Source organism: Devosia neptuniae (assembly GCF_025452235.1).
Classification (GTDB): Bacteria; Pseudomonadota; Alphaproteobacteria; order Rhizobiales; family Devosiaceae; genus Devosia.
Window position 1 is genome coordinate 3,244,584 of record NZ_CP104965.1, and the last position, 26,474, is coordinate 3,271,057.

Consider the following 26,474-nt stretch of genomic DNA (forward strand, 5'->3'; position numbering starts at 1 on the left):
AAAGTTACTTTTAGACTGTAGTCCGCCGACATGTTTCGGCAGGGAATGCAATATGAAGAAAGTACTTCTTGCTGGAGGTTGTGGATTTATCGGATCACATCTGGCTGATCGCCTTTGCCGTCGCAACGATATCGATCGGCTGGTCATAGTCGACAATCTATGGACGGGTCGGCTCGAAAATCTGGCCGCAATTTCTGACGCCCGCGTCGAATTTGTACGATCGGACGTCGAAACTTTCACGTCTGACACCAAGTTCGATGAAATCTATCACCTGGCGTCACCGGCGTCTCCGCCCTGGTACATGACGCAGCCTTTGCGCACCATTTCGGCCAATGTGGTCGGCGCTCTCAATTTGCTCAACCTGCTCAAGCCGGGTGGCGTGATCGGATATACTTCCACCTCTGAAGTTTATGGCGACCCAGTGATCACGCCCCAGCCCGAGACTTACCGCGGCTCTGTTGATTGCACCGGTCCCCGCTCGTCCTATGACGAGAGCAAAAGATGCGTCGAAGCCATGCTGTTCGAGGCCCACAGAGTGCACGGCACACGCGTAAAAGTCGTGCGCCTGTTCAATGTCTACGGCCCACGCACCCGTCCCGACGATGGCCGTGCCGTCTCCAATTTCATCACCCAGGCGCTCCAGGGCAAGCCGATCACCATCTATGGCGACGGCTCGCAAACCCGCAGCTGGGGTCATATCGACGATATCGTGGAGGCGTTGGAACGCTATTTCTGGCGCGACGGCACAGACTTTCCCGGCCCACTCAATGTCGGCAATGACCGTGAAATTTCGGTGATCGAAGTGGCTGAGTTTATCCAGAGCCATTTCCCCAAATCCCCGATCGTGTTCCTTCCGCCTGTGGCGCAGGACCCGACCAATCGCCGTCCCGATCTGACATTATGCAACCAGATTTTGCCGGGCTGGGTCTGCGCCATCCCCTATGAAGAGGGAGTGATGCTGAGCACCGAATGGTTCCGCAAGGAAGTCTTGGTCCCCGCGTAATTAAGGCCTCGCTCCATTTGCTCCCACCACGCACCGCCAGCAGTTTTCTATTGGAGCCTTGATGTCAGAGCAGCCTGAGCGGCACGCAACGATCATCACGCCGGACCGGGGCTCGATTGTCACCTACCTCCGCGAGGTGTGGGACAATCGTGATCTCGTCGCTTTCCTCGTATGGCGCGACATCAAGGTGCGCTATCGCCAGACCTTCTTCGGCGCGGCCTGGGCGCTGGTGCCGCCGTTTTTTGCTTTGGTCGTTTTCACGCTGATTTTCGGCACGCTGGTCAAGGTTGCCTCTGATGGCCAGCCCTACTGGGCGTTCAGTATCTGCGCGCTGACGGCCTGGAACTACTTTTCGCAAGCTCTAACCAATGCCGCGAACAGTGCAATCAACAATGCCTCGCTGATCGAGAAAGTCTATTTTCCGCGCCTGTCGCTGCCACTTTCGGCGATCCTGTCGCCATTGCTCGATCTGGCAATTGCCCTGGCATTCCTGGTTCCGGTGCTGGCCATTGCCGGCATTGTGCCCAGCGTGCGGCTACCGTTCTTGATCCCCTTGACGGCCATTGCGCTCGCATCGGCCCTCGGGCTGGGCGCCATTCTGGCGGCGCTGAATGTGCGCTATCGCGATGTCCGCCACCTCGTGCCACTGCTGCTGCAATTGGGGCTCTTTGCCACGCCGGTAGTCTATCCGGCTAGTCTCGTTCCTGAAGCGTTGCGCCCGTTGCTCGGGCTCAACCCGATGGCCGGCGTGGTCGAGGGCTTTCGCTGGGTGCTGCTCGGCTCGTCCACTGATCCCTGGCCGCTTGTCGCCGTCTCCGCCGTCACAGCGATAGTGCTGCTCGCTTGCGGCATCTTCGTTTTCATGCGGCTGGAACGCAGCTTTGCCGATCTCATCTAGGAACCGCTCATGCTGCCGGCAATCGAAGCTCGTGACATCGCCAAGCGCTATCGGTTAGGCCACAACGCGGGCGCCTCGACCATGGCGGAACTCCTTAGCGCCACTGCCGGCGCCATGCTGTCGGGCAAGCGGCGCAAAGCGCCGGGCAACGGTGCGCAGGACTTCTGGGCACTTAACGGTGTCTCGTTCGAAATTGCCCCCGGCGAGGTCGTCGGCCTGGTGGGAGAGAACGGCGCGGGCAAGAGCACATTGCTCAAAATCCTGTCCCGCATCACCCCGCCCACGCATGGGTCGGTGAATTATCGCGGCCGGATTGGCTCATTACTGGAAGTCGGCACGGGCTTTCATCCCGAGCTGAGCGGTCGGGACAATGTCTATCTCAGTGGCGCCATTCTGGGCATGCACCGGGCCGATGTGAAACGGCATTTCGACGAAATCATCGACTTTTCGGGGGTCGAAGCTTTCATTGACACGCCAGTGAAACGCTATTCCAGCGGCATGTATATGCGGCTCGCTTTCGCGGTGGCCGCCCACCTCGACACTGACATTCTGCTGGTGGACGAGGTGCTCGCCGTGGGCGACTACAAGTTTCAGCAGAAATGCCTCAATCGCATGGATTCCATCGCCCATGACGGGCGCACGGTGATCTTCATCAGCCATAGCCTCATCGCGATCCAGGCCATCTGCCGGCGCGCCATATGGCTCGATCGCGGCACGATAGCTGCCGATGGGCCGACCGCCAGCGTCATTGCGCGTTATGCCGGAACTGAACATACCGGCGGCGGGATCGCGCGCGATTGGCCCGATATGGACAAAGCGCCGGGCAATGCCGCGATCCGCCTGCGCAATGCGCGGGTCGAGGCAGTTGGCGCCGAGCCGGGGGCCCCGATAGATGTGCGGCAGAGCTTCGCCATGAGCTTTGAATACGACAATCTGCGCGAGGGTGCCCATCTCAATGCGGGCCTCGTGGTAACCAACGAAGACGGTGTCGTGATATTCGATGCCGGTCCCAATGAAGAGCCGATCGCAACGGCAATCGGCCGCCGCCGCGAGCGCTGCGTGGTGCCCGGTGATCTCATGAACGACGGCACCTATCGGGTTTCCGTGGAGGTACGGGACCGGGGCGAAGTGCTGTTATCCATCCCCGATCTGCTCACCTTCGAAATTCTCGACAATCCGTATGGACGCTTTGGCTGGTACGGCAAATGGGAGGGTGCCGTGCGGCCACGACTGGACTGGACGAGCGAGAAACTCACATGAAGGTTTCCGTCATTGTCACCACCTATAATCACGCCAGATATTTGCGAGAGGCCCTCGAGAGCATCCGCGCGCAGACCTATTCCGCCGACGAAATTATCGTTATCGACGACGGCTCCAGCGATCACCCCGAAACGGTCGTCTCCGAATTTGCCGGCGTCGAGATCATCCACCAGCACAATCAGGGCCTCTCTGCGGCGCGCAATACCGGGCTGACGGCCGCGCTTGGCCGCTACATTCTGTTTCTCGATGCCGATGATCGTCTCACTGAGATCGCCCTGGAAACGCTGGTCCGGCGCATTGAAGCGCATGACGATTGCGGCTTTGTCTATGGTGCCTACCGGTTATTCGGCACGGATCCAGATTGGCGCAAGGAATGCGCACTGCGGCCGGTTGGACGAGACCCCTATCAGACGCTGCTGACGCAGAACTGCATCGGCATGCATGGAACCGTGCTGTACCGGCGGGATTTTCTGGCCGCCATTGGCGGTTTCGACACAGTGCTGCTGGCCTGCGAGGATTATGACGTCTATCTGCGCATGGCGCATGGTCACGGTGTCAGTTGCGGGCCGGAAGTGCTGGCCGAATATCGCCAGCATGATAGCAATATGTCGTCCGACCTCGCCCGGATGAACAAGGCCGTCCGCCTTGTGCTGCACAAGCAGAAGGCGATTGCCGACACTAACCCACTCTGGAAAGCGGCCCGACAGCGTGGCCTGCGCTACTGGTTCGACTATTACGGCACGGCGCAACTGAACCGCCTCAAAGCTTCCGTCAGGTCGGGCCAGCGGGTGGGCAGCTCACTCTCCCAAACCGCCTCGTTCATGCTGCCTTTTCCGGGCCAGGCAAGCCGGCTTATCGGCTCCGATCTCCGGCGCCTCCTGCGGCGGCGGACCAAGGGCGACAGTGTGGCTGCGCGAGGTCCTTTTCGGGGCTCGGCACCGAACGGGTCAGTACCGAATTTGGCTATGATCGCGGCAAGCCCGTTGATCGGCGCTATGTCGAGGATTTTCTGGCGCGCCATGCGCAACTGATCCACGGGCACGTGCTCGAAATCGGCGACACCGCCTACACGGTCCAGTTCGGCGGCGACCGGGTGGTTGCAGCCGAAGCATTTCACCGCTTTGCCGGGCAGCCCGGCGTAACCTATGTCGGTGATATATCGGGCGCGCATAATCTGCCCGACGACACGTTCGATTGCATGGTCCTTACCCAGACGCTGCATCTGATCTTCGACATGCCCGCGGCCATCGCGACAATCTGGAACGCACTCAAACCCGGCGGCTCCGTCCTCGTTACCGTCCCCTGGATCACCTCGATCGACAAGGGTGAATGGAATGCCACCTGGTATTGGGCGCTGTCGCCGGCTGGGCTGCGCAAGTTGCTCGAAACGCGGTTTGCGCCCAGCGATATCGCCGTCAATGCCTATGGCAACGTTCTTGCCGCATCGGCCTTCCTCTATGGCTTTGCCGAGCATGAAGTGCGCCCCCAGGACCTCGACGTGGATGACCCGCTCTGTCCGGTGATCGTCGCGGCCAGTGCCAGGAAGGCCCTATGAGCACCCGCAGCGCATTGGGCGCGATGGCGCGCACTGTCCGCCGCCTGCTGGGCACCGAGCGTCCGCTGATCCTGATGTATCACCGCATTGCCGACCTCGAGCACGATCCTTGGGAGCTGGCTGTATCGCCGACCCGGTTTGCGATTCAGCTCGAGATCTTGCGCACCAAGCGGGACGTGGTGCCCCTGTCCTGGTTGGTGGACCGGCTCGAGCGGGGCCAATCCGCTCCCCGCGCTGTCGCCATCACTTTCGACGATGGCTATGTCGATCTGCTGGACAATGCCAAGCCTTTGCTGGCGCGCTATACCTGCCCGGCCACCGTTTTCCTGCCGCCTGCCTTTGTCGGCCAACCCGGAGGTTTCTGGTGGGATATTCTGACCCGGATTTTTCTGGCAACGCCGGAGCTGCCTGCGCAACTGACGCTCGACCACGCCGGCGGAAGCACGGTTTGGGATATACGAGCCGGTACACGCCGCAAGGTCCATGACGAAGTCTGGACGGTGCTCAAATTCATGGGCGACGGGGAGCGGGCAGGGCACCTTGCCACCCTGGTGGCATGGGCCGGCATTTCGGCTGACGCGCCCACCAGCGATCGCTGCATGGATGAGGAGCAGTTGCGGGCCTTTTCTCAGCCGGGCGTTCTCGACTTCGGCGCCCACACTATGAACCATCCATCGTTGCCACAGCTCTCTGCATCGGAGCAGGCCGAGGAAATGAGCCGCAGCCGCAATTGGATCGTGGAAACACTCGGCATCCAACCCCATGGGCTCGCCTTCCCTTTCGGCGATTACAACAAGGAGACGCTGGCCGCCGCGCGATCGAGCGGCGTGCAGTTTGCCTGCACGACCGTTCCGGACGCCGTAAGGCGCCGCGCCGATCGCTTCGCCCTGCCGCGCGTCGCCATCGGCAATCTGGATGCTGCCAGCTTCGAACGCCTGATCGCCAGCCATGGCTGAGCCCCGGGTCAGTGCCATCATCATCGTCTACAACGGCGACCGCTACCTATCCGAGGCGATCGACAGCGTGGTGGCGCAGAGTTTCCCCGATTGGGAATTGATCATCGCCGACGATGGCTCGAGCGACCGTAGCCTCGAAATCGCCCGTGACTATGCCGCCCGCCATCCGGGACGCATCCGCAGCATTGCTCACGCCAATGGCGCCAATCATGGCATGAGCGCCACGCGCAATCTGGGCATTGCCGCCGCTCGAGGGGCGCTGATGGGGTTTCTCGATTGCGACGATATCTGGCTGCCGCACAAACTAGCCGAACAGGTCGGACTGCTGGATCGCCACCCCGACGCCCAGATGATCTATGGCCGCACCCTGATTTGGCATTCGTGGCGAACCGGCCAGGCCGCCGACGATTTTTTCTATGATCTCGGCACCGCGCCGGACCGCGTCGTCGCGCCACCCGGCCTGCTGACAATTCTGCTGGAAAACCAGAGCCAAACACCAACGACCTGCAATGCGCTGATGCGCAGCGCCTTCCTCCGCGATCTAGGGGGCTTTGAAAGCCGGTTTCGTGGCATGTTCGAGGACCAGGTATTTTTCGCCAAAGCCCTGTTGGAGGCGCCGACCTACATTTCCTCGCGGAATTGGGCGCATTATCGCCAGCACAAGGAGAGCTTCTCGGCCAAATCAGCCGGCAACGGCGGCGATGGCCAGGCGTATCTGGCATTCCTCTTCTGGTTCGCTGGATATGTCGTTCGCCGGGCACCCGCCCGCTTGGGCGTTCTCACCCAGCTTGCCCGCCTCGCGGCGCAAACATGCTGGGCCATGATCAAGCCTCGCCGCCCCTTCTGGCTGAGGGTTCGCTAGATGCCAAAGGTCTCCATCATCACCCCGGTCCTGGACGCCGAGCGCTTCCTGCCTGCGGCCATAGACAGCGTACTGGCCCAGACCGAGACCGACTGGGAACTCCTGCTGATCGATGACGGCTCGACCGATGCCAGCCCGCAAATCGCCGCCGCGGCGGCCACTAGGGATACCCGCGTCCGCACGGTCTCTCGGCCCGCCAATGCGCGACACGGTGCCGCTGCGGCGCGCAATGCCGGCCTCGCGCTGGCCAAGGGCGAGTTCGTCGCCTTTCTCGATGCCGACGATCTTTATGAGCCGCAAAAGCTCGAAACCGAGCTGACCCTGCTGGCGGCCCATCCCGAAGCCGCAATGGTTTATGGTCCCACGCTTTGGTGGCGCGACGGGGAGCGGCCCTGGCGCTGGGTTGAGCCGATGCAGCGCCAGGCCAACCGCCAGCATCAGCCGCCGGCACTGGTTTCCAAGGTTATCCTGTCACTCGATTGGCACGTGCCCTGCACCTGTGCCGTGCTCATCCGCCACGCGGCCATTGCCGAAACCGGCGGTTTCGAAGAGCAATTCACCCTCTACGAAGACCAGACGCTCTGGACCAAGCTGTTCCTGCGCTATCCCGTTTTCATCCACGATCATTGCCTGTCGCGATATCGCCAGCACGAGCACTCCGTTTCCGCCGAGGCCGTCAGGTCTGGGCAATATCAGCGCCATGCCGAGCATCGCTCCCGCGCGGCTTTTCTCGATTGGGTCGCGCAATATCTGGATGGCAAAACAGCCCTGAGGCGGGCCTTGCGGCTCGCCCGGGCGCCCTATGCGCAGCCCGGACTGCAACGCAGCGCCGACCTTGTCTATCTGCGCGCCAAGCAGGCGACGCGCCGCGTTGAACGCTCCATTCGGCGGTGGCGGCAATGACGCTCGTGACCGTGCTTATCGTTACCTACAATCACGTGGGCTTCATCGCAGCGGCCATCGATAGCGCATTTGCCCAGAAAACGCATTTCGACGTCGAGATCATAATCAGCGAAGACGCCTCGACAGACGGCACAAGGGCAATTGTCGAGGATTATGCAGCCCGCTTTCCCAGCCGTATCCGCCTGATGCTGTCAGAGACCAATCTGCGCAGCAACGAAACCGTGGCCCGCGGCTTGCGCGCCGCCCGAGGCGAGTTCGTCGCCCTGCTTGACGGCGACGATTGCTGGACGGCCACCGACAAGCTGCAGCGCCAGGCCGATTTCCTGCTGAACAATCCCGATTGCGCCGCCCATTTCTTCAACGCCAGGATCATCCGGGGCGGGGCGCCGACCGAGGGCCTCTGGACGCCGCAAACGCAGGCCCGCCGTGTCGATCTGGCGCAAATCTGGCACGGCAATCCCTATGCGACGGCCGCAGGAATGCTGCGCCTCGCGCCGATCCGCGACGTACCCTCCTGGTATCACGGCTTCTTCCCGCGCACCGATTGGCCGCTTTACATCCTCTGCGCCATTTCGGGCCTATTGGCGTTCGATCCCGAGCCGGTCGCGCTTTACCGGCTGCATGAAGGCGGCATGTTCAGCCCGCAATCGGAGGCGAGCAAGCTCGACAGTACTTTCGCCTTCCTCACCAGCATGGATCAACGTCTTGGCGGTCAATACCACGACATGGCCCGCGCCGGCTGCTCGGGGCTGTTCTACGATTGGGCCGAAGATTATCTGAGCAAGGGCCAACCGCAATTATCACGGCAGGCCTATGCCTTTGCCCTGCGCGGCGGTGGCGTGGGCCAGACCGTGCGCTGGGGCGCATTTGGCCGGCTCGGCCTGCGGCTCGCCAAAGCCTCGGTGCTTCAATGAGCCGGTCCCCCATCCTCGACACGCGCTATCGCGATGCCGTGAGCCGGCCTCCGCCTGACCAATCTGTTCCATTCTGGTCGGTGATGATCCCCACCTTCAACAGCGGCGATTATCTCAGGCAAACGCTGGCCAGCGTCTTGGCGCAGGACCAGGGACCAGAGCGGATGCAGGTCGAGGTTATCGACGACGCCTCCGACAACGACGACCCCGCCGCCATCGTTGCCGAGCTTGGCAAAGGCCGCGTGCAGTTCACCCGCCAGTTGCGCAATGTCGGCCACATCGCCAATTTCCACACCTGTCTGCAGCGCGCTCGCGGGCAGGTGGTGCACTTGCTGCATGGCGACGACCTGGTCGAGCCGGGCTTCTACGAAGCGCTGGAGCATGGCTTCCACGCTGTGCCCGAAATTGGCGCGGCATTCTGCCGGGCGCGCTTCGTTGATGAGGATGGCCGCGATCTCGGCTTGACCGAGCAGGAAGAGGACCATGCCGGTCCGCTGCCTGACCACCTGGCGCGGCTGGCGCGCGAGCAGCGCATCATGACCCCCTCCATTGCCGTGCGCCGCAGCGCCTATGTCGCGCTTGGCGGCTTTGACCAACGTCTGGTCTGCAGCGAGGATTGGGAAATGTGGGTTCGTATCGCCGCGCGCTATCCCGTCTGGTACGAGCCGCGGCCGCTGGCGAAATACCGCATGCATCTGCAATCCAATACCGGGCGCCACATCCGCTCGGGGGACGACATGGCCTATACCCGCCAGGCCATCGATATCTTTGCCGACTATCTGCCGCCAGCGACGCGGCAGGCCGTTATACCCGCAGCGAAGCGAACCTACGCCCGTGCGTCGCTTGGCATGGCCGACCGCATGCTGCGCCTGGGCGACCTGCCGGCTGCGCGCGCCCAGCTCTGGCAGGCCATTCGCCTCGATGCCTCGCCACCCATTGTCTGGCCCGCCATTAAGATCATGGCGCGAACGCTCGCGGGAGCGTCCCAACCATGACCGCACCACAGGCAAACATCGCCATCGCTGGATGCGGCGCCGTTAGCACGCTTTATTACGCGCCCGCCCTCGCCATTCTGCAACAAAAGGGGCGGATTGACCGCGTAGTGGCCTTCGATCCAGACGCCGCGCGCGCTCGCGCGTTTGCTGGCTTGATCAGCGGCACAGAGGTATCCCAAAGCTTCGATGCGCTAGTGTCCTCGCCCGGCGATCTGCTGATCGTGGCATCACCCCCTATGGCCCATGCCGACCAGGTCATTGCCGCATTGAACGCCGGAAAGGACGTGCTGTGCGAGAAGCCGCTCGCCATCGGCAGCGTCCAGGCGCGGCAAATGATCGAAGCGGCGGCGCGTAATGACCGGCTTCTATTCGCTGGACACGTCCGGCGGCAGTTTCCGGCAACCAGTGCCATCCGCGACATTGTGCGCTCAGGGCTGTTGGGCCAGATTTCTGCTGTCACCTGCTTTGAAGGCGGCCCGTTTTCCTGGCCCGTTTCCGGGCCGGGATATTTCTCTCGCTCATCCTCCGGTGGCGGCGTGCTGCAGGATATCGGCAGTCACTGCCTGGATCTGCTGACCTGGTGGCTCGGCGAGCCAGACGATGTTGCCTACGAGGATGACGCGTTCGGCGGCGTCGAGGCGAATTGCCTTGTCACGTTGGATTATCCTGGCTTCCAGGCCAAGATCCGTCTTAGCCGTGATTGGGCGCAGCCCAATGTCTATCGCATCGTCGGGACCAACGGCTGGCTGGAATGGCCGGTGAATGATGCACGCAATTTCCGCTTTGCCATGTCGGGCGGCGACACCGCCGACACCCAGATGCGGGCGCCGCCGGGCGATGACTTCCACCAGGCCTTCGCAAGACAGATCGAAGCCGCGTTGGACAACGACAAGAACGCCGTCGGCGCTGCCGACATATTGCCAACCATCGCCATAATCGAGGCCTGCTACGCCAATCGCGCCGCGATGGCCCTGCCATGGTTGGGCGCAGACGAACTCGCACGCGCCCGCGCGCTTTCGAGGCCATCATGACTGAGCGCATCGCCATTCTGGGTGCCGGAGGCTTCATCGGCAATCGAGCCGTCGAAATGCTGACGCTTGGCGGGCATTATGAGGTCAGGCCCGTTGTGCGCGCGGCGCAATCGCTGGCACTGGCCAGCCGGTTTGCACTCGATGGCCGCATCGCGGATGGCCGTGATCAAGTGGCGCTTGAGGCCGCCTTTGGCGGTTGCAGCGCCGTTATCCATGCCATGGCTGGCGATCCCCAAACTATCGTGGCGGCCATCGAGCCGGTCTATCGGGCCGCTGCGGCGGCTGGGGTCAAACGACTGATCTATCTCAGCTCTGCGTCCGTTCACGGGCAATCGCCGGCTCTAGGCACGACCGAACTGAGTCCGCTCTCGGAGCGCCAACCCATCGAATACAACAATGCCAAGGTGCGCGCTGAACGGCTGCTCATGCGCTTGCGGCAACAGGGGGGCCTGGAGATCACCGTCCTGCGCCCCGGTATCGTGTACGGGCCGCGCTCCTATTGGATCGGCGGCTTTGCCGATGAATTGCTGGCTGGCGAGGCCTATCTGGTCGATGGCGGCGCAGGCCTTTGCAACGGCATCTATGTCGACAATCTCATCCATGCCATGACGCTCGCACTTAAGACCCCATCCGCCGATGGCCAGGCCTATCTGCTTGGCGATGAGGAGACCTATAGCTGGGCCGATCTGCTGCGGCCGGTCGCCGGGGTTTTGGGAATGTCACTTGATGATCTCCCCCAGCCCGAGATGGAGCGCCGAGCCGGTCTGGTGGCCCGTCTGAAAGCCATTCGTCAATTGCGGCGCGCCGCCAGAGCGCTGCCGCGTCCGCTCAAGGCGGCATTGCGGGCCGGGTTTCGCGAAATGGGCGCCGAAGCGGGGCAGTCCAGTTCCGGTCCCAGACGTCCGGTCGCCAGCCTGGAACGAAGCTTGCTACATCGCTGCACCTGGAAATTGCCGCACGATAAGGCGGCGCGCGAGTTGGGCTATGTGCCGATCATCGATTTCCCGGAGGCTCAGCGCCGAACGCTAGGCTGGCTAGAGTTCGCAGGCTATGCCGTCGCCCGCTGAAGCGTGTCTTGCAGGTGGGCATAAGCAATGTCGCGGGGCTCGACTTCGTTCAGAATGCGCTGCAAATGCCGGCTTAAACCAGCCGCGGCATTCTCACCGGTCGCGTAATCCGCAAAGGGCCGACGCTCCTTGTCGGCCTTGACCACACCCTTGCGGGTCTGCTGGCGGTGCATCACGTAACCCAGACCGTCCGCGAGTGACGCCAGGCTTGCGCCTTTTGTCCAGTCGCCGAGCAATGCCGCTGCCTGGCGCCAGTCGCCCTCTGCCAACACTTTCAGCCCCAGAAAAAACTGGTGCTTCTTGTAGGTCGCGCGGGCGGTGGTCGCCAGTTCCGGTAATTCCTGTTCCACAATGTCGAGTGCCAGCAGCCGCGAGCGCAGCATGGCGCCGTCATCGTTGGACATGGCATCGGCCCGCTTGCGATAGCCAACGAGATAACCATCATCCACTGCGATCTCGCCAAGCATTGCCAGCCGGATCTGAAACAGGAAGTCCTCGCAGCCCTGCGCCCCGCGCTCCTTGAGCCGCCGGTCATAGCCGCCTACCTGCAGCGCGTCCGCCCTGCGGAACATGATGGCGCTGCCATTGCCCACCGCATTGAATGCCGTCAGGCGATGGCAAGCCCAGCCGGCGAGCGTCGCCTGCGCAATCGTCTTGGTGACGATGCTTGCCTCGTCGATATTCCGCCGGCTGGAATAGACCAGCGTCACCTCCGGCCGCGCTTCCAGAATTGCCAATTGGCGCGAGAGCTTGTCAGGATGCCACAGATCGTCGGCATCGACCGGAGCAATATAGGCTGCTTGCGCCGCTTCAATTCCCACATTGCGCGCGGCGGCGACCCCGCCATTGCGCGTCGAGATCACCCGTATGCGCTGGTCCCGCGCCGCAAGCTGCTGGGCAAGGCAATGGGTGCCGTCTATCGAGCCGTCATCGACCACGATTATCTCAATATTCGGAAGCGTTTGTTTGCGAACCGTTTCGACGGTTTCCGGTAGAGTAGATTCTGCATTATATGCAGGAATGACTACAGATATTGACGGTCTGTGCAAATTGTAACCACGATTCTGTCGTTAGAACCACTTTCGGCTACTACAATATTTCAAGTATGCTTGCGAATATATTGATTTCTCTGGACCAAAAGTGTGCGCCGCGTTGAATAATATATCAGGCTTACCCGCAGAGGTTTGTGGGCCGCCGCCGGTTCTGGCGGCCGCACCACTGATCGGCACAGCCCATGCACAAACGGCCTCCAACGCCTCGGCTCCTGGCCGGACAGCCGAAAACGCCGCCCGGCCCTAAGGCGTCGCGGTTATACGGTAACGGGCGGCCATTGGACCTTCCGAAACAGATAGAGTGGGCCAATGGCCGCCCGTCACGATCCGCTTTTTATGCAGGGTCCGGTTCAGGCGGTACCATTCTTGCAGGTCCGGCTGCCGAGTTTCCAACCCCACTGGACAGGCGCCCCCATCCCACGGTCTCCCCACCCGGCCCTGCGTCGGGGCCGCGTAACTGGCGGGGATGGGGGTATAGTGACATAGGGGTTTGGGGCGGGGATAAGTTTTTTGCAATGGCCGATTTCGACCCCATTGCGGTCGGTCGATTGGACTTGGCGAATTCCGAAAAGCGGACACTGTCAGACTACCCAACTATGAGGTGGCCGCAGCCACCTCCCACTTGGCACATCGGTCGCCCCTAGCACCATTGTAGAACCGAGCCAGATGCCAAAGCATCAATCTTGGGCTAGCGTTCAGGCGGAGGTAAACATGGCATTCGAGAGCACTACTGAAGACCAGCGGCAGGCAACGGCCGCCTCTCTCCTTTTAGAGATGGAGGAACTGGCTGCACGGATGCGGGCGATCATTGTCACGCAGCCACCGCACGACCTGCTGGGATACATCCAGGCGCAGCGGGTTATGGGTGCTATGTTTGAATTCGACGCGGAAAACCCGGAAGAAACGGACGCAGCGCGGTCAGACCTGATCAACGATAGCCAGTTCCTGCTTGAATACGTCCACGCTGTCCTCGCGTCGGACCCCGAGGCGGACGCGGAGTTCGACGAGGCCGCCTGTGTCGAACTTGGTGAACTCAGCAAGAAACTGCGAATGCAGGCCATCATCCACGCCATGGCCACGTCGGCAGACGCGGAAACCGGCATCTTTGGACCAAGCACGGCTGAATTGCAGTTCCGCGCGAAATCCAACTGGGTCATGCTGCGGGGAAATCGATACCAGGTCCTTGAAGGCGAATTTTTCGCCTATGTGCTGGCCCCCCACGACGGGATGCTGCGCGATGCCTATGGCGTGGGCGCCGCCGACATTGCGGCGGGCTTTCAGGATATGGCTGACGCTGCCCGTGCCGGCCACGCCAATGCCTTTGACGAGGTCACCAAACAGTTTGACGCCGCACAAGCCTTTGCGGAGGCGCGGGGGAAGTCGTTTGACGAAGCGGCGGCCGAGTGGGCCGAAATCCATGCCGCTGATATGAAGGCGGCGGCGCTTGCCATGGATGACATGGTCAAGGGTGGCACAAGCAACGTGAGCCGTCACACGAAGCTCCCCGGCGACCTTCTGGCCGACCTCGCCTACCGACGCGGCGAGGAAACGGAGTTCTTTAATCCCGGTCCCTATGCAGGGACACCATATAGGACGTTGCCCGCGCGGAAGAAGCCGCTGATCCAGCTAGGCGAGGAATACTACGCCGTCGACCCGTGCCTGCCTCGCGACGCTGGCTACCGGGCGTTGCTTTGGAACCTGCTGAATCGCAAGCCGGAGTACAAAAAGGACTTTGAGGGCCGCCAGAAGGCTTTGGGTGAGACCGCATTCGCTGACCTGCTATCTTCGCAGCTGGAGGGCGCGACGATCTACAACGAGGTCTACTACCGTGACCCCGTAAGCCGGCAGTGGGTAGAGAATGACACGCTCATTCTTCTCGACGACGTGCTGTTTCTGGTTGAGGCCAAAGCGGGTGCCGCCGCCACAATCGCCTCACCCGCCCTCGACTTCGATCGCCACGCGCAAGCGGTGCAGGACCTTGTGGTCAAGGCCTACAAACAGTGCAGGAGATTTTTCGACTATCTCGACTCCGCGGACGAGGTGCCGATTTTCACTTGGACGGGCAAGAAGTACCTCGAGTGCGGCCGCCTTCGGCGCGCGGACTATCGCGCCAAGTTTCCTATTGGCCTTACGGTGGAGTCGTTCTCGCCGTTTTCCGCCTTCTGCAAGGAACTGCCGGAAATCCTACCGCTACTGGGGAAGCACGCATTCGTGTCACTTTCAATTGACGACCTCTTCGTGCTGCGGCGATTCCTGCCCTCGGCCGGTGAATTTGCCCATTACATGGAGGTTCGCCAGGCCGTCGCCGCCATGCGCGGCGCCCACCTGTTCGACGAGCTGGACCATTTGGGAGCCTACATCTGGAAGAACCGCTTTGACATGGAGATCGCGGATCAGCAGCGGGCACAAGAGCGGCCCGGCCTCATAATCTGGGACGGCATGAGTGAGAAAGTGGACCGTCACTTCGAAGGGGAGGATTGGGAGGCGCGCCCCATTCCGCGCCAAGCCTTTCCTGACGGCGTTTTGCAGCTGCTCGCGGCTCTAGAAAAGACGGGCGCAGCCGGTCGGCTGGGGGCGGAGAGCCATATCCGCAACTACGATGAGAACACCCGTGTCGAGCTTGCCAAGATGCTTGAGAAGTGTCGTGGGACCCTCGAAGAGCATCCTGCGCGGTACTTTGTGATTGCGGGCGAAACTCCTCTGTTCGTGTGGCTTCAACGGGCAGATTCCCCTCTAGATTGGGCCTCGATGCAAGACAAAGCCAGTGCCGCGGCGATCGCCGTGCAGGCGATGAGTGTTGTCGGACTTGTGGTGGCGGCGCATGCGGGCGGCGACATCGTCGATGCGCGGCAGGTTCAAGTGGCGGTTCCAAGGACGAAAACCGCAGACAACGCGCACATATATAGGGATGCGGAACGGATGTCTGGCCGTGCCGTGACGCTCTAGCGAACGATCGGCGACTGCCTACCACGGAAGTTTGGGATGGGCGCCGCAAGGGGAGATTGGTGTGGCCATCGGGTACCAGACCGTCATGAGCGCTGGTTGTAGGTCAGCTGTGCCAATTGGCGGCTCATGTTCTTCCCGCTCCTGCGCCACCTACCGCAAAAGGTTCCACTTCAGAGTGCGCAACCCCACTCGGACCGTCCGGTTCTCGTCAGGCAGCTCCCAAAGCTGCCAGTCTGCAACCCACCCCATCTCTGCCATAGAAGCTAGCTTTGGAACGGCAGCTTTTGGGGATTGATCGGCACGCCTATCCGAACCAGCAATAGCAAAGACAGCCCGGTTTCCCGGGCTGCCTTGTTTTGCATAACAATTCTATGCGCAGCTACGGATAGTCTATTCGATCACGAGCACCCAGTCGTGGTCCCGCAATCCTCACACACCATGCAATGCCCGCTGACTTTCATCCGCATGGAATTGCAATTGCTGCACTGGTCGCCGGTATAGCCCTTCATCTGGGCTTCGGCGCGGAGCTGGTGTTTGTCAGCTGAGGGCGGCGGGGAGGGGATGGGCTCCAGTTCGGCGGCGTTGAGGGCCGTCGGGGTCGGGTCGATCTTGAGGGCCGTGGCCGAGCGCAGGGCGGTCACGGTCGAGGTCTGCATGGCCTGGACCGGATTGTACTGGTGATCGCCGGAGACGATCATCAGGCTCTTGTTGGCCACCTTGCCGCGGGTCATGCCGCGGGAGACAAAGCGCTCGGCGGGCACCGGAGCCGGGGCGGGCGCGGCAAGGCGCGCACCCTGGTCTTCGGCAACGCCCTTGCCGAGCGAGGTCGGGCTGTCCGGATTGACATGGGCGAGGTCGTTCCGGTCGAGATAGGACACGGCCAGTTCGCGGAACACATAGTCGAGGATCGACGTGGCGTTCTTGATCCGGTCATTGCCCATGACCATGCCGGCAGGCTCGAAGCGGGTGAAGGTGAAGGCCTCCACGAACTCGTCCAGCGGCACGCCATATTGCAGGCCCAGCGAGATGGAGATGGCGAAATTGTTCATCATCGCCCGGAAGGCAGCGCCTTCCTTGTGCATGTCGATGAAGATCTCGCCCAGGCGACCATCGTCATATTCACCGGTGCGCAGATAGACCTTGTGGCCACCCACAACGGCTTTCTGGGTATAGCCCTTGCGGCGATCGGGCATCTTCTCGCGATTGCGGACTTCGACTTCGCGCTCGATGATCCGCTCGACGATGCGTTCGGCAATGGCCGGGGCACGGGCGGCGGCGTTCATCGAGACCAGCTCTTCGGCCGAGTCCTCGTCGTCCTCATCATCGGCCGCGGCAAGCACGGACGAATTGAGCGGCTGGGAGAGCTTGGAGCCATCGCGATAGAGCGCATTGGCCTTGAGCGCCAGGCGCCAGGACAGCATGTAGCTTTCCTTGGCGTCTTCGACGGTGGCGTCGTTGGGCATATTGATGGTCTTGGAGATGGCGCCCGAGATGAAGGGCTGGGCGGCAGCCATCATCAGGATGTGGCTATCGACCGAGAGATACCGCTTGCCGATCTTGCCGCAGGGGGTGGCGCAATCGAATACCGGCAGATGCTCGTCCTTGAGGAAGGGCGCGCCTTCCAGCGTCATGGCGCCGCAGACATGGATATTGGCGGCTTCGATGTCCTTCTTGGAGAAGCCCAGGAACGGCAGCAGCTCGAAGCTGAAATCGTTCATCTGCTCATTGGTGACGCCCAGCGACTTGAGGAAATCGGCACCCAGGGTCCACTGGTTGAAGATGAACTTGATGTCGAAGGCCGAAGCGGTTGCAGCGTTGAGCGCGGCAATCTTGTCGTCGGTAAAGCCCTTGGCGCGCAGCGTGGTGGGATTGACGCCGGGAGCCTGGTTCAGGTTGCCATGGCCGACCGCATAGGCCTCCATTTCAGCAATCTGGGCTTCCGAATAGCCGAGGGTGCGCAGGGCCGGGGGCACGGCGCGGTTGATGATCTTGAAATAGCCGCCGCCGGCGAGCTTCTTGAACTTCACCAGGGCGAAGTCGGGCTCGATGCCGGTGGTGTCGCAATCCATGACCAGGCCAATCGTGCCGGTCGGGGCGATCACCGAGACCTGGGCATTGCGATAGCCATGCTGTTCGCCGAGCGCCAGAGCATTGTCCCAGGCGATCTTGGCGCGGGCGCTGAGGTTGGCGTCGGTCAGCGAGCCGTGGTCCAGCGGGACGGGGTTGATCGAGAGCTCTTCATAGCCTGACGCATTGCCATAGGCGGCGTTGCGATGGTTGCGGATGACGCGCAGCATATGCTTGGCGTTGCGCTTGTAATCCTTGAAGGGGCCGAGTTCCTTGGCCATTTCGGCCGAGGTGGCATAGCTCACGCCGGTCATGATGGCGGTGACGGCACCGGCAATGGCGCGGCCTTCGTCGGAGTCGTAGGGAATGCCCGAGGTCATCAGCAGGCCACCGATATTGGCGTAACCGATACCCAGCGTGCGGTATTCGTAGGAACGCTCGGCAATGGCGCGGCTCGGGAACTGGGCCATCATCACCGAGACTTCGAGGACAATGGTCCACAGGCGCACGGTGTGCTCGTAGGCGGCGGTGTTGAAGGTGCCGTCCTGGTTGCGATAGGGCAGCAGGTTCACCGAGGCGAGGTTACAGGCCGTATCGTCGAGGAACATATATTCCGAGCAGGGGTTCGATGCATTGATCGGACCGGCTGCGGGGGAGGTGTGCCACTCGTTGATGGTGGTGTGATACTGAATGCCCGGATCGGCCGAGGCCCAGGCGGCGTAACCGACCTGTTCCCAGAGGTCGCGCGCCTTGAGGGTCTTGACCACCTTGCCGGACTGGCGGGCCGTCAGGTTCCAATCGCTGTCATTCTCGACAGCCCTGAGGAAATCGTCGGTGACGCGGACGGAATTGTTCGAGTTCTGGCCGGAGACGGTCAGATAGGCTTCGCTATCCCAATCGGTATCGTAGATGGGGAATTCGAGATCGGTATAGCCCTGCTTGGCGAACTGGATGACGCGGTAGATGTAGTTCTCCGGCACCAGCGCCTTCTTGGCAGCGCGCACTTCGCGCTTGAGGGCAGGGTTCTTGGCGACGTCAAAGCAATCATCGCCCGTGCCGTCGCAATTCACGGCGGCCTTCATGATCGCCTTGAGGTGCTTGGAGACGACCTTGGAGCCGGTCACGAGAGCCGCAACCTTCTGCTCTTCCTTGACCTTCCAGTTGATATATTCCTCGATATCGGGGTGATCGATATCGATCACGACCATCTTGGCGGCGCGACGGGTGGTGCCGCCCGACTTGATGGCGCCGGCAGCGCGGTCGCCGATCTTGAGGAAGCTCATCAGGCCGGAGGACTTGCCGCCGCCCGAGAGCTTTTCGCCCGAGCCGCGCAGGGCCGAGAAATTGGTGCCGGTGCCCGAACCGTATTTGAACAGGCGCGCCTCGCGGACCCAGAGGTCCATGATGCCGTTTTCATTGACCAGATCGTCATTGACCGACTGGATGAAGCAGGCATGGGGCTGGGGGTGCTCGTAAGAGCTCTTGGACTGCACCAGCTTGTGGGTGAAGGGGTCCACATAGAAGTGGCCTTGGCCGGGGCCGTCGATGCCGTAGGCCCAGTGCAGGCCGGTGTTGAACCATTGCGGGGAGTTCGGCGCAACGCGTTGGCTGGCCAGCATGTAGCACAGCTCGTCGAAGAATGTGCGGGCGTCTTCCTCGCTGTCGAAATAGCCGCCCTTCCAGCCCCAATAGGTCCAGGTGCCGGCCAGGCGATCGAAGACCTGGCGGGAATCCATTTCCGAGCCATAGCGCTCGGCTTCCGGCAGCTTGGCGAGCGCAGCTTCGTCGGGGACGGAGCGCCACAGCCAGGAGGGAACGGAATTCTCCTCGACCTTCTTGAGAACCTTGGCGACACCGGCCTTGCGGAAATATTTCTGGGCGATGATGTCTGCTGCGACCTGGCTCCAGGTGGAGGGGATCGCGATGTCTTCGAGCTTGAACACGACCGAGCCATCGGGATTGCGAATCTCGCTCGTCGCCGAGCGGAATTCGAGCGACCCGTAACGGTCCTGATCAGCTGTCGTAAAGCGGCGTTCAATGCGCATTGTCGTCGTAATCCCCAATGTAGCAGGCACATAGGTGCCCGCGAGCCGAACCCCGGCTTCTCATTCAAATCTGTTTTGACGCTACCAACCCGGCGCCCGGTGCCCGGACTGCCGAAACTTGCCCCGTGCCTGGATTTGGTGACGGTCTTGTTGCCGCCACTCGCCTCCGGGACTTGTCCGCAACTGGAACGCTGCGGCCCGTCGAAAACACTCTGCCGATTCAAACCCAGCGTCAACGACAGAAAAACTAATTGTAGTGGTGGGGCGCTGGGCGGGAACTAGCTCTAGTAGGTGTAATATGTGGATTGCGGGGAAAATCTGCAAGGCATTTTGGACCATTGAGGGGTGCCGCAGTGACTATTTTTACCCTCCCGGAAACCCTCTGGCGAAAGACCAGAACAGTCCGCTAAAGCGGCGTAAAATCTGGCACTTCAGATGCCGCCATCACGCCGCAATCGGTGCAATTAACCATGCCCGGCAATGGCGCGAATCGCGTCACAATTTGAGTCAAGTTCATTATTCCGGGGCGGGTTGGCGTTGTGGATGCGCACAAGCTGTTGATGGCGCCACAAGGGCTAGGCGCAACCCGAGGTGCGTGGTACACCCGCACCAGATTGCAACGCCGTTCGCGGCATGAACTTGGTTAGCGGCATGAAGGACTTCCTGCTCGAAATCTTCCGGTGGTGGCATGGCCAGACCTGGGGAACGCGCCTGTGGATCTGGCGCTACGGCGACCTCGTCGGCACAGACGAATTGGGCAACAAGTACTATCAGGACAAGAAGGCGAACCGGCGCTACGTGACTTATGCCGGTCCCGCCGATGCCTCGGCGATTCCGCCCGGCTGGCATGGCTGGATGCATTTCCGCACCGACGTGGTGCCGACAGAGGCTAATTATGTGGCCCGCTCCTGGGAAAAGCCGCATGAGCCGAACCTGACCGGCACGGCCGCGGCCTATCGGCCCGATGGCAGCATGCTGAACAAGGGCGAACGCCCGCGCGTTACCGGCGACTACGACGCTTGGTCGCCTGAGTGAGAAAGCCGGCCACTTGCGCCTGACCGCAGTTGTTTTGACATCTGTTAAAGCGCTGATGCCTGTTGCGGCATTGGCGCTTTTGGCTTTTGCCGGCCCGGCCACGGCACAGCCGATTGCCAATCCGGTAGCGACGTTTGCCGGGCTGGACAAGATCACGGGCCGCATCACCCAATTCGACGTCTATATCGGGGAAACCGTGCTGTTCGGCGCCCTCGAGATCACGCCGCGCGCCTGTTACGACCGGCCATCGACCGAAACGCAGCGCATATCGGCGTTTCTGGAAGTGGATCAGCGAAGCCTGACAGGCACTTCCAAGCGAATCTTCACCGGATGGATGTTCGCCGATAGTCCGGCGCTCAATGCGGTGGACCACGCGGTTTATGATGTGTGGCTGATCGAGTGCAAGACCAGCTCGGATGTACCGCCGCCCGACGCGCGCGGTTAGCCACTTTTCTGTCTCCTCTGTCGAAAACGGCGACTATCGCACGTCATAGTGGCGAGGGGCGATTTCGACCGCTCAACAGGAGGAATGACCCATGCTTACATTGCCAGAGATCGTCGAGCGCCCGGCGCAGCCCTATGCCTTCATTACGTTCACCGTGCGGATGGATCAGATGAAGCAGCCGGCTGACGAGGGCTTTCCCGCCCTTTTCAGCTGGTTGGGCCAGCGCGGCATCGAGCCGGTAGGGGCGCCATTCTACAATTACCGGCGGATCAACATGAGCAAAACGCTCGATGTCGAGGCCGGCGTGCCCATTGCCAGGTCTGTGGAGGGCGAAGGGCGCGTCCAAACCGGCATGCTGCCCGCCGGCAAGTTCGTAACGCTTGATTGGTTCGGCCACTATGACGGGCTGATGGGCGCAAATGCCATGCTGATCGGCTGGGTTCGGCTTACCCAAACCGAGCTGGATATGAAGACTGAAGGCGAGGATGACTATTTCGCCTGCCGGCTCGAGATTTACGAGACTGACCCGAGTGAAGAGCCTGACCCTGAAAAATGGCAGACGCGGCTGGCATTCAAGGTGAAGGGATAGGGGCGCTGAGCTGGACGAGCGTTCAAAACAACTCGTCCAGCATCCGAAAATAGGCCATGCGTTCGCGGTCGGGCTTGGCGATGCCATAGGCGGCGAGGAAGGCGTCTGCCCAATGGGTGTCGAGGTTGAACACCAGGCTGCGATGGGCCAGTGCCAGATCCTGATAGCGGTCGGCTATCCCCAAACGGCCGCAATCGATGAAGCCGGTGAAAGCGCCATTGTCCGCGAGTAGATTGGGCAGGCAGGCGTCGCCGTGGCAGACCACCAGGTCTTCGTTGGCGGGGGCAGTCTGCCTTGCGGCGTCGAGAACCTGGATGGCGGTCCAGCCGGTACGATCATCATCGAAATCGTCTTCATCGACCAAGCCTGCCGCGACACGGACAGCAGCGCGGGACAATTGAGTTTCGATACGCTGGTCGAAGGAGCAATCGGCAATATTGAGGGCGTGCAGCGGCTGCAAGGCCTCGACATAGAGGTGAATGAGCCGGTCCGGGGACAGGTCACCGGAAGCCAGGTCATGGCCGGGGACGGCGGACATCAACAGCCAATGGGCGTCGGCATGATCGGCGACATCGATGATGCGGGGGCAGGGAACGCCGTGCTGCGCCATCCAGTCGAGGCGGGCGATCTCGCCCGGCAGCTCGGCCAAGGCCGTGTATTGCTCGCTCTTGACGAATAAGGGAGCGCCGCCGGCCGGCGTCAGCCGATAGACCGAGGCGTTCGATTCACCGATTGTCTGGCGTTGCCAAATCGCGTCGGCATATTTGGCACGCCAGGAAGGCGGAAGGTTTTCGGGGATCATTGGTCGCGGCGGTCCCATGCCGACCAGTCGCCCTCGAGTTGCAATGCCGCCGCCAATTGCTCTTCATATTCGGCGCGAGGGATTTCGACGCCCCCGAGCGAGGCCAGATGGTCGGTGACGAATTGCGTATCGAGCAGCACGAAGCCGCCGGCGTTCAGGCGCTCCACCAGATGGGCCATGGCCATCTTGCTGGCATTGGTGGCGCGGTGGAACATGGACTCGCCGAAGAATGCGCCGCCGATAGCCAGGCCATAGAGCCCGCCGACCAGGTTGGGGCCGTCCCAGACCTCCACCGTATGGGCGATGCCGCGGCGGAACAGTTCGCCATAGACGCCTCGGATGGTCGCATTGATCCAGGTGGAGCTACGGTCCTTGCCCACGGTGGCGCAGCCCTCGATCACGGCGGGGAAGTCGGTGTCGACGCGGATGACGAAGGAACTCTTGCGGATTGCCTTGCGCAGGCTTGTGCTGAGCTGGAAGCCATCGAGTGGAATGATCCCGCGATGTTCGGGGCTGACCCAGAACAGGTCCTCGTCCTCGGCATCCTCGGCCATGGGGAAAATACCGGCGCGGTAGGCGCGCACGATCAATTCCGGGGTGATCTCGACATCGAAGGGATTGGGCCGCGACATGCTCGATCCTTGCAAAAGAAAGGGCGCCGCAGCGCCCCTTCCATCAGACTTTGTTCTCGGCCAGGTATTTTTCAAGCCAGTGGATGTCGTAATTGCCCGCGATAATGTCGGGTTCTTTGATCAGCCGCTGGAACAGGGGCAGGGTGGTCTTGACGCCATCGACCACGAATTCGTCCACGGCGCGACGCAGGCGCTGCAGGCATTCTTCGCGGGTGCGACCGTAAACGATCAGCTTGCCGATCAGCGAGTCATAATAGGGGGGATCTTGTAGCCCTGATAGACCGCCGAATCGACGCGCACACCCACGCCACCGGCTGGGTGGTAGAAGGTGATCGTGCCGGGCGAGGGCGCAAAGGTCTGCGGGTCTTCGGCATTGATGCGCACTTCGATGGCGTGGCCATAGAACTGCACGGCGTCCTGCGTCATCGAGAGCTTTTCGCCCGATGCAACGCGGATCTGCTCATAGACGATGTCGATGCCGGTGATGCGCTCGGTGACCGGGTGCTCCACCTGCAGGCGCGTGTTCATTTCGATGAAATAGAACTCGCCATTCTCGTAGAGGAATTCGATCGTGCCAGCGCCTGAATAGGAGAGCTTGCGCATCGCGGCGGCACAGATTTCACCGATCCTGTCGCGTTCCTCGGGCAGGATGGTGGGGCCACCGGCCTCTTCCCAGACCTTCTGGTGACGGCGCTGCAGCGAGCAGTCACGCACGCCCAGATGGACGGCATTGCCCTGGCCATCGCCCAGCACCTGCACCTCGATATGGCGCGGCTTGCCGAGATACTTTTCCATATAGACGGAATCGTTGCCGAAAGCGGCCTTGGCCTCGGTGCGTGCCGTCGACCAGGCTTCGAGAACGTCTTTCTCGGTCTTGGCGACCTTCATGCCACGGCCACCGCCACCGGCAGTTGCCTTGATCAGCACTGGATAGCCGATTTCTTTGGCGGTCTTGATCGCCTCTTCGTCGCTTTCCACCGCGCCGGCGGAACCCGGAACGACGGGAATGCCAAGCTCGACAGCAGTCTTTTTGGCCGTGATCTTGTCGCCCATGATCTCGATGTGATGAGCGGACGGGCCGATAAAGGTGACGTTGTGCTCGGTCAGGATCTTGGCGAAACGAGCATTCTCGGAGAGGAAGCCATAGCCAGGATGGACGGCATCGGCGCCGGTAATCTCGCAGGCGGCCATGATGGCCGGGATATTGAGATAGCTATCCTTGGCGGATGGCGGACCAATGCAGACGCTTTCGTCGGCCAAGCGCACATGCATGGCATTGGCGTCAGCGGTGGAGTGCACCGCCACGGTCTGGATGCCGAGCTCCTTGCAGGCGCGCAGGATGCGCAGAGCAATCTCGCCGCGATTGGCGATGAGGACCTTCTGGAACATGGAAGTTCCCCCTTACTCGATGACGACGAGCGGCTCGCCATATTCGACGGGCTGGGCATCATCGACCAGCATCCGGGTAATGGTGCCCGAACGGTGCGCCGGAATCTGGTTCATGGTCTTCATCGCCTCGATGATGAGAACGGTCTGACCTTCGGAAACCTTGGTGCCGACATCGGCGAAGGGTGGCTTGCCGGGCTCGGGCGAGCGATAGGCGGTGCCGACCATGGGCGAAGTCAGGGTGCCGGGATTGGACGCGAGGTCCTCGACGGCGGGCACGGCAGCGGGAACCGAGCCGGCCGGGGCGATCGAGGTCGGGGCGGCATGCTGGGGCATGTACTGCATCGGCGGAGCCGCATAGGTCACGCCTTCATTGGCGTAGGAGCGGGTGACGCGGACCCGGAAGTCCTCCTGCTCGATCTCGATCTCGGCCAGGTTTTCTTTGTTGAGCAGTTCGGCAATAGACCGGATCAGATCCTGATCCACCTGCGATGACTTTGTCATTCTTCTATCTCTCCCGCGTTTCCCGCGTCGAAGCGTTATTTGAGTTTTTCGGCCAAAGCGTGGAGAGCCAGTCTATACCCCGCCGCCCCAAAGCCGCAAATGACGCCATAGGCGACAGCCGAGACATAGGAGTGGTGCCGGAACGGCTCACGCTGATGGATGTTTGACAGATGCACCTCGGCGACCGGCAGGCCGACCGCTTTGAGCGCGTCATGAATGGCGACAGAGGTATGCGAATAGGCGGCCGGATTGATCAGGATCGCGTCGGCAGTGCCGCGGGCTTCCTGAATCCAGGTGACCAGTTCGCCCTCATGATTGGACTGGCGGAAATCGACCGCAAGGCCCAGTTCGTCCGCCGCAGTGTGGCAAAGAGCATCGATATCGCTGAGCGTGGTGTGCCCATAGATATCGGGCTCGCGCATGCCGAGCAGATTGAGGTTCGGGCCGTTGAGGACGAGAACGCGCTTTGCCATTATTTTTGCCTTGTGCACCGGCCATTCCGGCCGACGCAAGGCCGGTTACACGAAATGCACCGAAAAGGCAAAAGGCGCGCGATATCCAGCGTGATCACCCTTGGCACTGTGCCTCGCCACATTCGCGCATATTGGCGATCCGCGAGCGCAATTCATCGATCCCGATAGCGCCCGGAATGATCTCATTGCCGATGATGTATGTGGGAGTGCCGGTGATGTTGAGTGCCTTGGCGATCTCGTAAGAGGTTTGGATCGCCTGGGAAACGCGGGGCTCGCCCATCTGCATTTCGAGGGTAACGGGGCTCAGGCCCAGTTCGCTCGCGGCAGTGAGGGCCGCACCCTTGTCCACCTGGCCACGAGCGGAGAACAGGGCTTCATGGAAGCTCCAGTAATCGACATCGGCCTTGCCGACCAGCACGGCCACGCGGGCGGCATCAATCGATTCGTTGGAGAGAATGGGGAATTCCTTGAGCACGACGCGCAGATTGGGGTCTTCGGCCAGCAGGGTCGCCAGATCGGGCAGGGCGCTGCGGCAATAGCCGCAATTGTAGTCGAAGAACTCGACCAGCGTGACATCGCCCTTGGGGTTGCCGAGCACGACCTGGTCGGGATCGTTGTAGATCTTGTCGCGCATGGAGGCGATGGCGGAGGTCGACTGCTCGCGCTGTTCGGCCTGCAAGGTGCTATCCAGGGCGACCGACATGCGCTGCAGGATTTTGGGGTCGCTCAGCAGATATTGCTCGATCAGGGGATTGAGCTGGGCCGGGTCGATCGCCGCGACTGCCTGGGGCTTTTCGGCCGCGTCGCGCTCTGCCAGGGCCGCATCAACGATGGCGCGCACGGCTACCGCATCGGTAGTCTGTGGAGCGGGCTTGTTGAAAGCCGAATAGCCGAGCGCCCCAGCCAGAATGCCCACCAGGGCGACGAGAGCGAGGGTGACGCGCGACATAGGGCAGGCTCCGGCTAGTTGGTTTCCTGCCTTCTAGCAGAGGTTTGCCCACAATAGCAGCCAGGGATGAACAGGCGGTGCGTCTCATTATCAATTGTTGTTGAG

Annotated in this window: 23 protein-coding genes and 1 pseudogene; 16 read left to right on the plus strand and 8 right to left on the minus strand. The window is 61.6% G+C overall.

The annotated features are described in order from the left end of the window. Positions 1–52: 52 nt before the first annotated feature. The 12 genes from N8A98_RS18770 to N8A98_RS18825 all read left to right on the plus strand — a co-directional run bounded on the left by N8A98_RS18770 (position 53) and on the right by N8A98_RS18825 (position 11,444). Positions 53–1,003 carry an NAD-dependent epimerase/dehydratase family protein gene (locus tag N8A98_RS18770; RefSeq protein WP_262167592.1) on the plus strand — a complete coding sequence of 317 codons (951 nt, stop codon included), beginning with the start codon at positions 53–55 and terminating at the stop codon, positions 1,001–1,003. Positions 1,004–1,064: 61 nt separating this feature from the next. Continuing rightward, positions 1,065–1,901, plus strand: a complete 837-nt coding sequence (locus tag N8A98_RS18775; protein ID WP_262167594.1) for an ABC transporter permease — start codon at positions 1,065–1,067, stop codon at positions 1,899–1,901. Between the two features lie 9 nt (positions 1,902–1,910). Next, on the plus strand, positions 1,911–3,161 hold the full coding sequence (locus N8A98_RS18780) for an ABC transporter ATP-binding protein (protein ID WP_262167596.1): 1,251 nt from the start codon (positions 1,911–1,913) through the stop codon (positions 3,159–3,161). Next, the gene (locus tag N8A98_RS18785) at positions 3,158–4,192 is read left to right on the plus strand and encodes a glycosyltransferase family 2 protein (RefSeq protein WP_262167599.1); all 1,035 of its coding nucleotides are present in this window, start codon (positions 3,158–3,160) and stop codon (positions 4,190–4,192) included. The genes N8A98_RS18780 and N8A98_RS18785 overlap by 4 nt, the downstream gene beginning before the upstream one ends. Positions 4,193–4,203: 11 nt before the next feature. Beyond that, complete coding sequence (locus N8A98_RS18790) at positions 4,204–4,716, plus strand: class I SAM-dependent methyltransferase (RefSeq protein WP_262167601.1); 513 nt, start codon at positions 4,204–4,206, stop codon at positions 4,714–4,716. Further along, positions 4,713–5,672 carry a polysaccharide deacetylase family protein gene (locus N8A98_RS18795; RefSeq protein ID WP_262167603.1) on the plus strand — a complete coding sequence of 320 codons (960 nt, stop codon included), beginning with the start codon at positions 4,713–4,715 and terminating at the stop codon, positions 5,670–5,672. The genes N8A98_RS18790 and N8A98_RS18795 overlap by 4 nt, the downstream gene beginning before the upstream one ends. Continuing rightward, positions 5,665–6,534 carry a glycosyltransferase family 2 protein gene (locus tag N8A98_RS18800; RefSeq protein ID WP_262167605.1) on the plus strand — a complete coding sequence of 290 codons (870 nt, stop codon included), beginning with the start codon at positions 5,665–5,667 and terminating at the stop codon, positions 6,532–6,534. Before N8A98_RS18795 ends, N8A98_RS18800 begins: the two co-directional genes overlap by 8 nt. Continuing rightward, the gene (locus N8A98_RS18805) at positions 6,535–7,437 is read left to right on the plus strand and encodes a glycosyltransferase family 2 protein (RefSeq protein WP_262167607.1); all 903 of its coding nucleotides are present in this window, start codon (positions 6,535–6,537) and stop codon (positions 7,435–7,437) included. Next, entirely contained in the window at positions 7,434–8,351 is a 918-nt protein-coding gene (locus tag N8A98_RS18810; RefSeq protein ID WP_262167609.1) for a glycosyltransferase, read from the plus strand. Before N8A98_RS18805 ends, N8A98_RS18810 begins: the two co-directional genes overlap by 4 nt. Further along, a complete protein-coding gene (locus N8A98_RS18815; protein WP_262167611.1) occupies positions 8,348–9,346 on the plus strand; it encodes a glycosyltransferase in 999 nt (332 codons plus the stop codon). The genes N8A98_RS18810 and N8A98_RS18815 overlap by 4 nt, the downstream gene beginning before the upstream one ends. Further along, positions 9,343–10,377, plus strand: coding sequence for a Gfo/Idh/MocA family protein (locus N8A98_RS18820; protein WP_262167613.1), 1,035 nt, complete (start codon positions 9,343–9,345; stop codon positions 10,375–10,377). The genes N8A98_RS18815 and N8A98_RS18820 overlap by 4 nt, the downstream gene beginning before the upstream one ends. Next, positions 10,374–11,444, plus strand: a complete 1,071-nt coding sequence (locus tag N8A98_RS18825) for an NAD-dependent epimerase/dehydratase family protein (RefSeq protein ID WP_262167615.1) — start codon at positions 10,374–10,376, stop codon at positions 11,442–11,444. The genes N8A98_RS18820 and N8A98_RS18825 overlap by 4 nt, the downstream gene beginning before the upstream one ends. Here N8A98_RS18825 and N8A98_RS18830 read toward each other — a convergent pair. Continuing rightward, positions 11,426–12,493 (minus strand): glycosyltransferase family 2 protein, encoded by a 1,068-nt coding sequence (locus tag N8A98_RS18830; protein WP_262167617.1) that lies wholly within the window; start codon positions 12,491–12,493, stop codon positions 11,426–11,428. The two genes, N8A98_RS18825 and N8A98_RS18830, sit on opposite strands and share 19 nt — an antisense overlap. 714 nt (positions 12,494–13,207) lie before the next feature. On the opposite strand from N8A98_RS18830, the gene N8A98_RS18835 reads away from it, so the two are divergent. Continuing rightward, positions 13,208–15,442, plus strand: a complete 2,235-nt coding sequence (locus N8A98_RS18835; RefSeq protein ID WP_262167619.1) for a hypothetical protein — start codon at positions 13,208–13,210, stop codon at positions 15,440–15,442. 398 nt (positions 15,443–15,840) lie between these two features. Here N8A98_RS18835 and N8A98_RS18840 read toward each other — a convergent pair whose 3' ends face one another. Beyond that, positions 15,841–19,554 carry a vitamin B12-dependent ribonucleotide reductase gene (locus N8A98_RS18840; protein WP_262167622.1) on the minus strand — a complete coding sequence of 1,238 codons (3,714 nt, stop codon included), beginning with the start codon at positions 19,552–19,554 and terminating at the stop codon, positions 15,841–15,843. 651 nt (positions 19,555–20,205) lie between these two features. On the opposite strand from N8A98_RS18840, the gene N8A98_RS18845 reads away from it, so the two are divergent. The 3 genes from N8A98_RS18845 to N8A98_RS18855 all read left to right on the plus strand — a co-directional run bounded on the left by N8A98_RS18845 (position 20,206) and on the right by N8A98_RS18855 (position 21,623). Further along, a complete protein-coding gene (locus N8A98_RS18845) occupies positions 20,206–20,589 on the plus strand; it encodes an NADH:ubiquinone oxidoreductase subunit NDUFA12 (RefSeq protein ID WP_262172066.1) in 384 nt (127 codons plus the stop codon). A gap of 34 nt (positions 20,590–20,623) precedes the next feature. Beyond that, positions 20,624–21,034 (plus strand): DUF2155 domain-containing protein, encoded by a 411-nt coding sequence (locus N8A98_RS18850; RefSeq protein ID WP_390888783.1) that lies wholly within the window; start codon positions 20,624–20,626, stop codon positions 21,032–21,034. Between the two features lie 91 nt (positions 21,035–21,125). Beyond that, a complete protein-coding gene (locus N8A98_RS18855) occupies positions 21,126–21,623 on the plus strand; it encodes a GyrI-like domain-containing protein (protein WP_262167624.1) in 498 nt (165 codons plus the stop codon). 22 nt (positions 21,624–21,645) lie between these two features. On the opposite strand, the gene N8A98_RS18860 is transcribed toward N8A98_RS18855, so the two are convergent. The 6 genes and pseudogenes from N8A98_RS18860 to N8A98_RS18885 all read right to left on the minus strand — a co-directional run bounded on the left by N8A98_RS18860 (position 21,646) and on the right by N8A98_RS18885 (position 26,369). Continuing rightward, complete coding sequence (locus N8A98_RS18860; protein ID WP_262167626.1) at positions 21,646–22,425, minus strand: APH(3') family aminoglycoside O-phosphotransferase; 780 nt, start codon at positions 22,423–22,425, stop codon at positions 21,646–21,648. Beyond that, the gene (aat, locus tag N8A98_RS18865; RefSeq protein WP_262167628.1) at positions 22,422–23,057 is read right to left on the minus strand and encodes a leucyl/phenylalanyl-tRNA--protein transferase; all 636 of its coding nucleotides are present in this window, start codon (positions 23,055–23,057) and stop codon (positions 22,422–22,424) included. The genes N8A98_RS18860 and aat overlap by 4 nt, the downstream gene beginning before the upstream one ends. A 43-nt stretch (positions 23,058–23,100) precedes the next feature. Beyond that, a pseudogene (gene accC / locus N8A98_RS18870) lies at positions 23,101–24,446 on the minus strand (acetyl-CoA carboxylase biotin carboxylase subunit). A gap of 12 nt (positions 24,447–24,458) precedes the next feature. Further along, complete coding sequence (gene accB / locus N8A98_RS18875) at positions 24,459–24,947, minus strand: acetyl-CoA carboxylase biotin carboxyl carrier protein (protein WP_262167630.1); 489 nt, start codon at positions 24,945–24,947, stop codon at positions 24,459–24,461. Between the two features lie 35 nt (positions 24,948–24,982). After that, positions 24,983–25,420, minus strand: a complete 438-nt coding sequence (gene aroQ / locus N8A98_RS18880) for a type II 3-dehydroquinate dehydratase (RefSeq protein WP_113120276.1) — start codon at positions 25,418–25,420, stop codon at positions 24,983–24,985. A 94-nt stretch (positions 25,421–25,514) separates the two neighbouring features. Then, positions 25,515–26,369, minus strand: a complete 855-nt coding sequence (locus N8A98_RS18885; RefSeq protein ID WP_262167632.1) for a DsbA family protein — start codon at positions 26,367–26,369, stop codon at positions 25,515–25,517. Between the last annotated feature and the right edge of the window lie 105 nt (positions 26,370–26,474).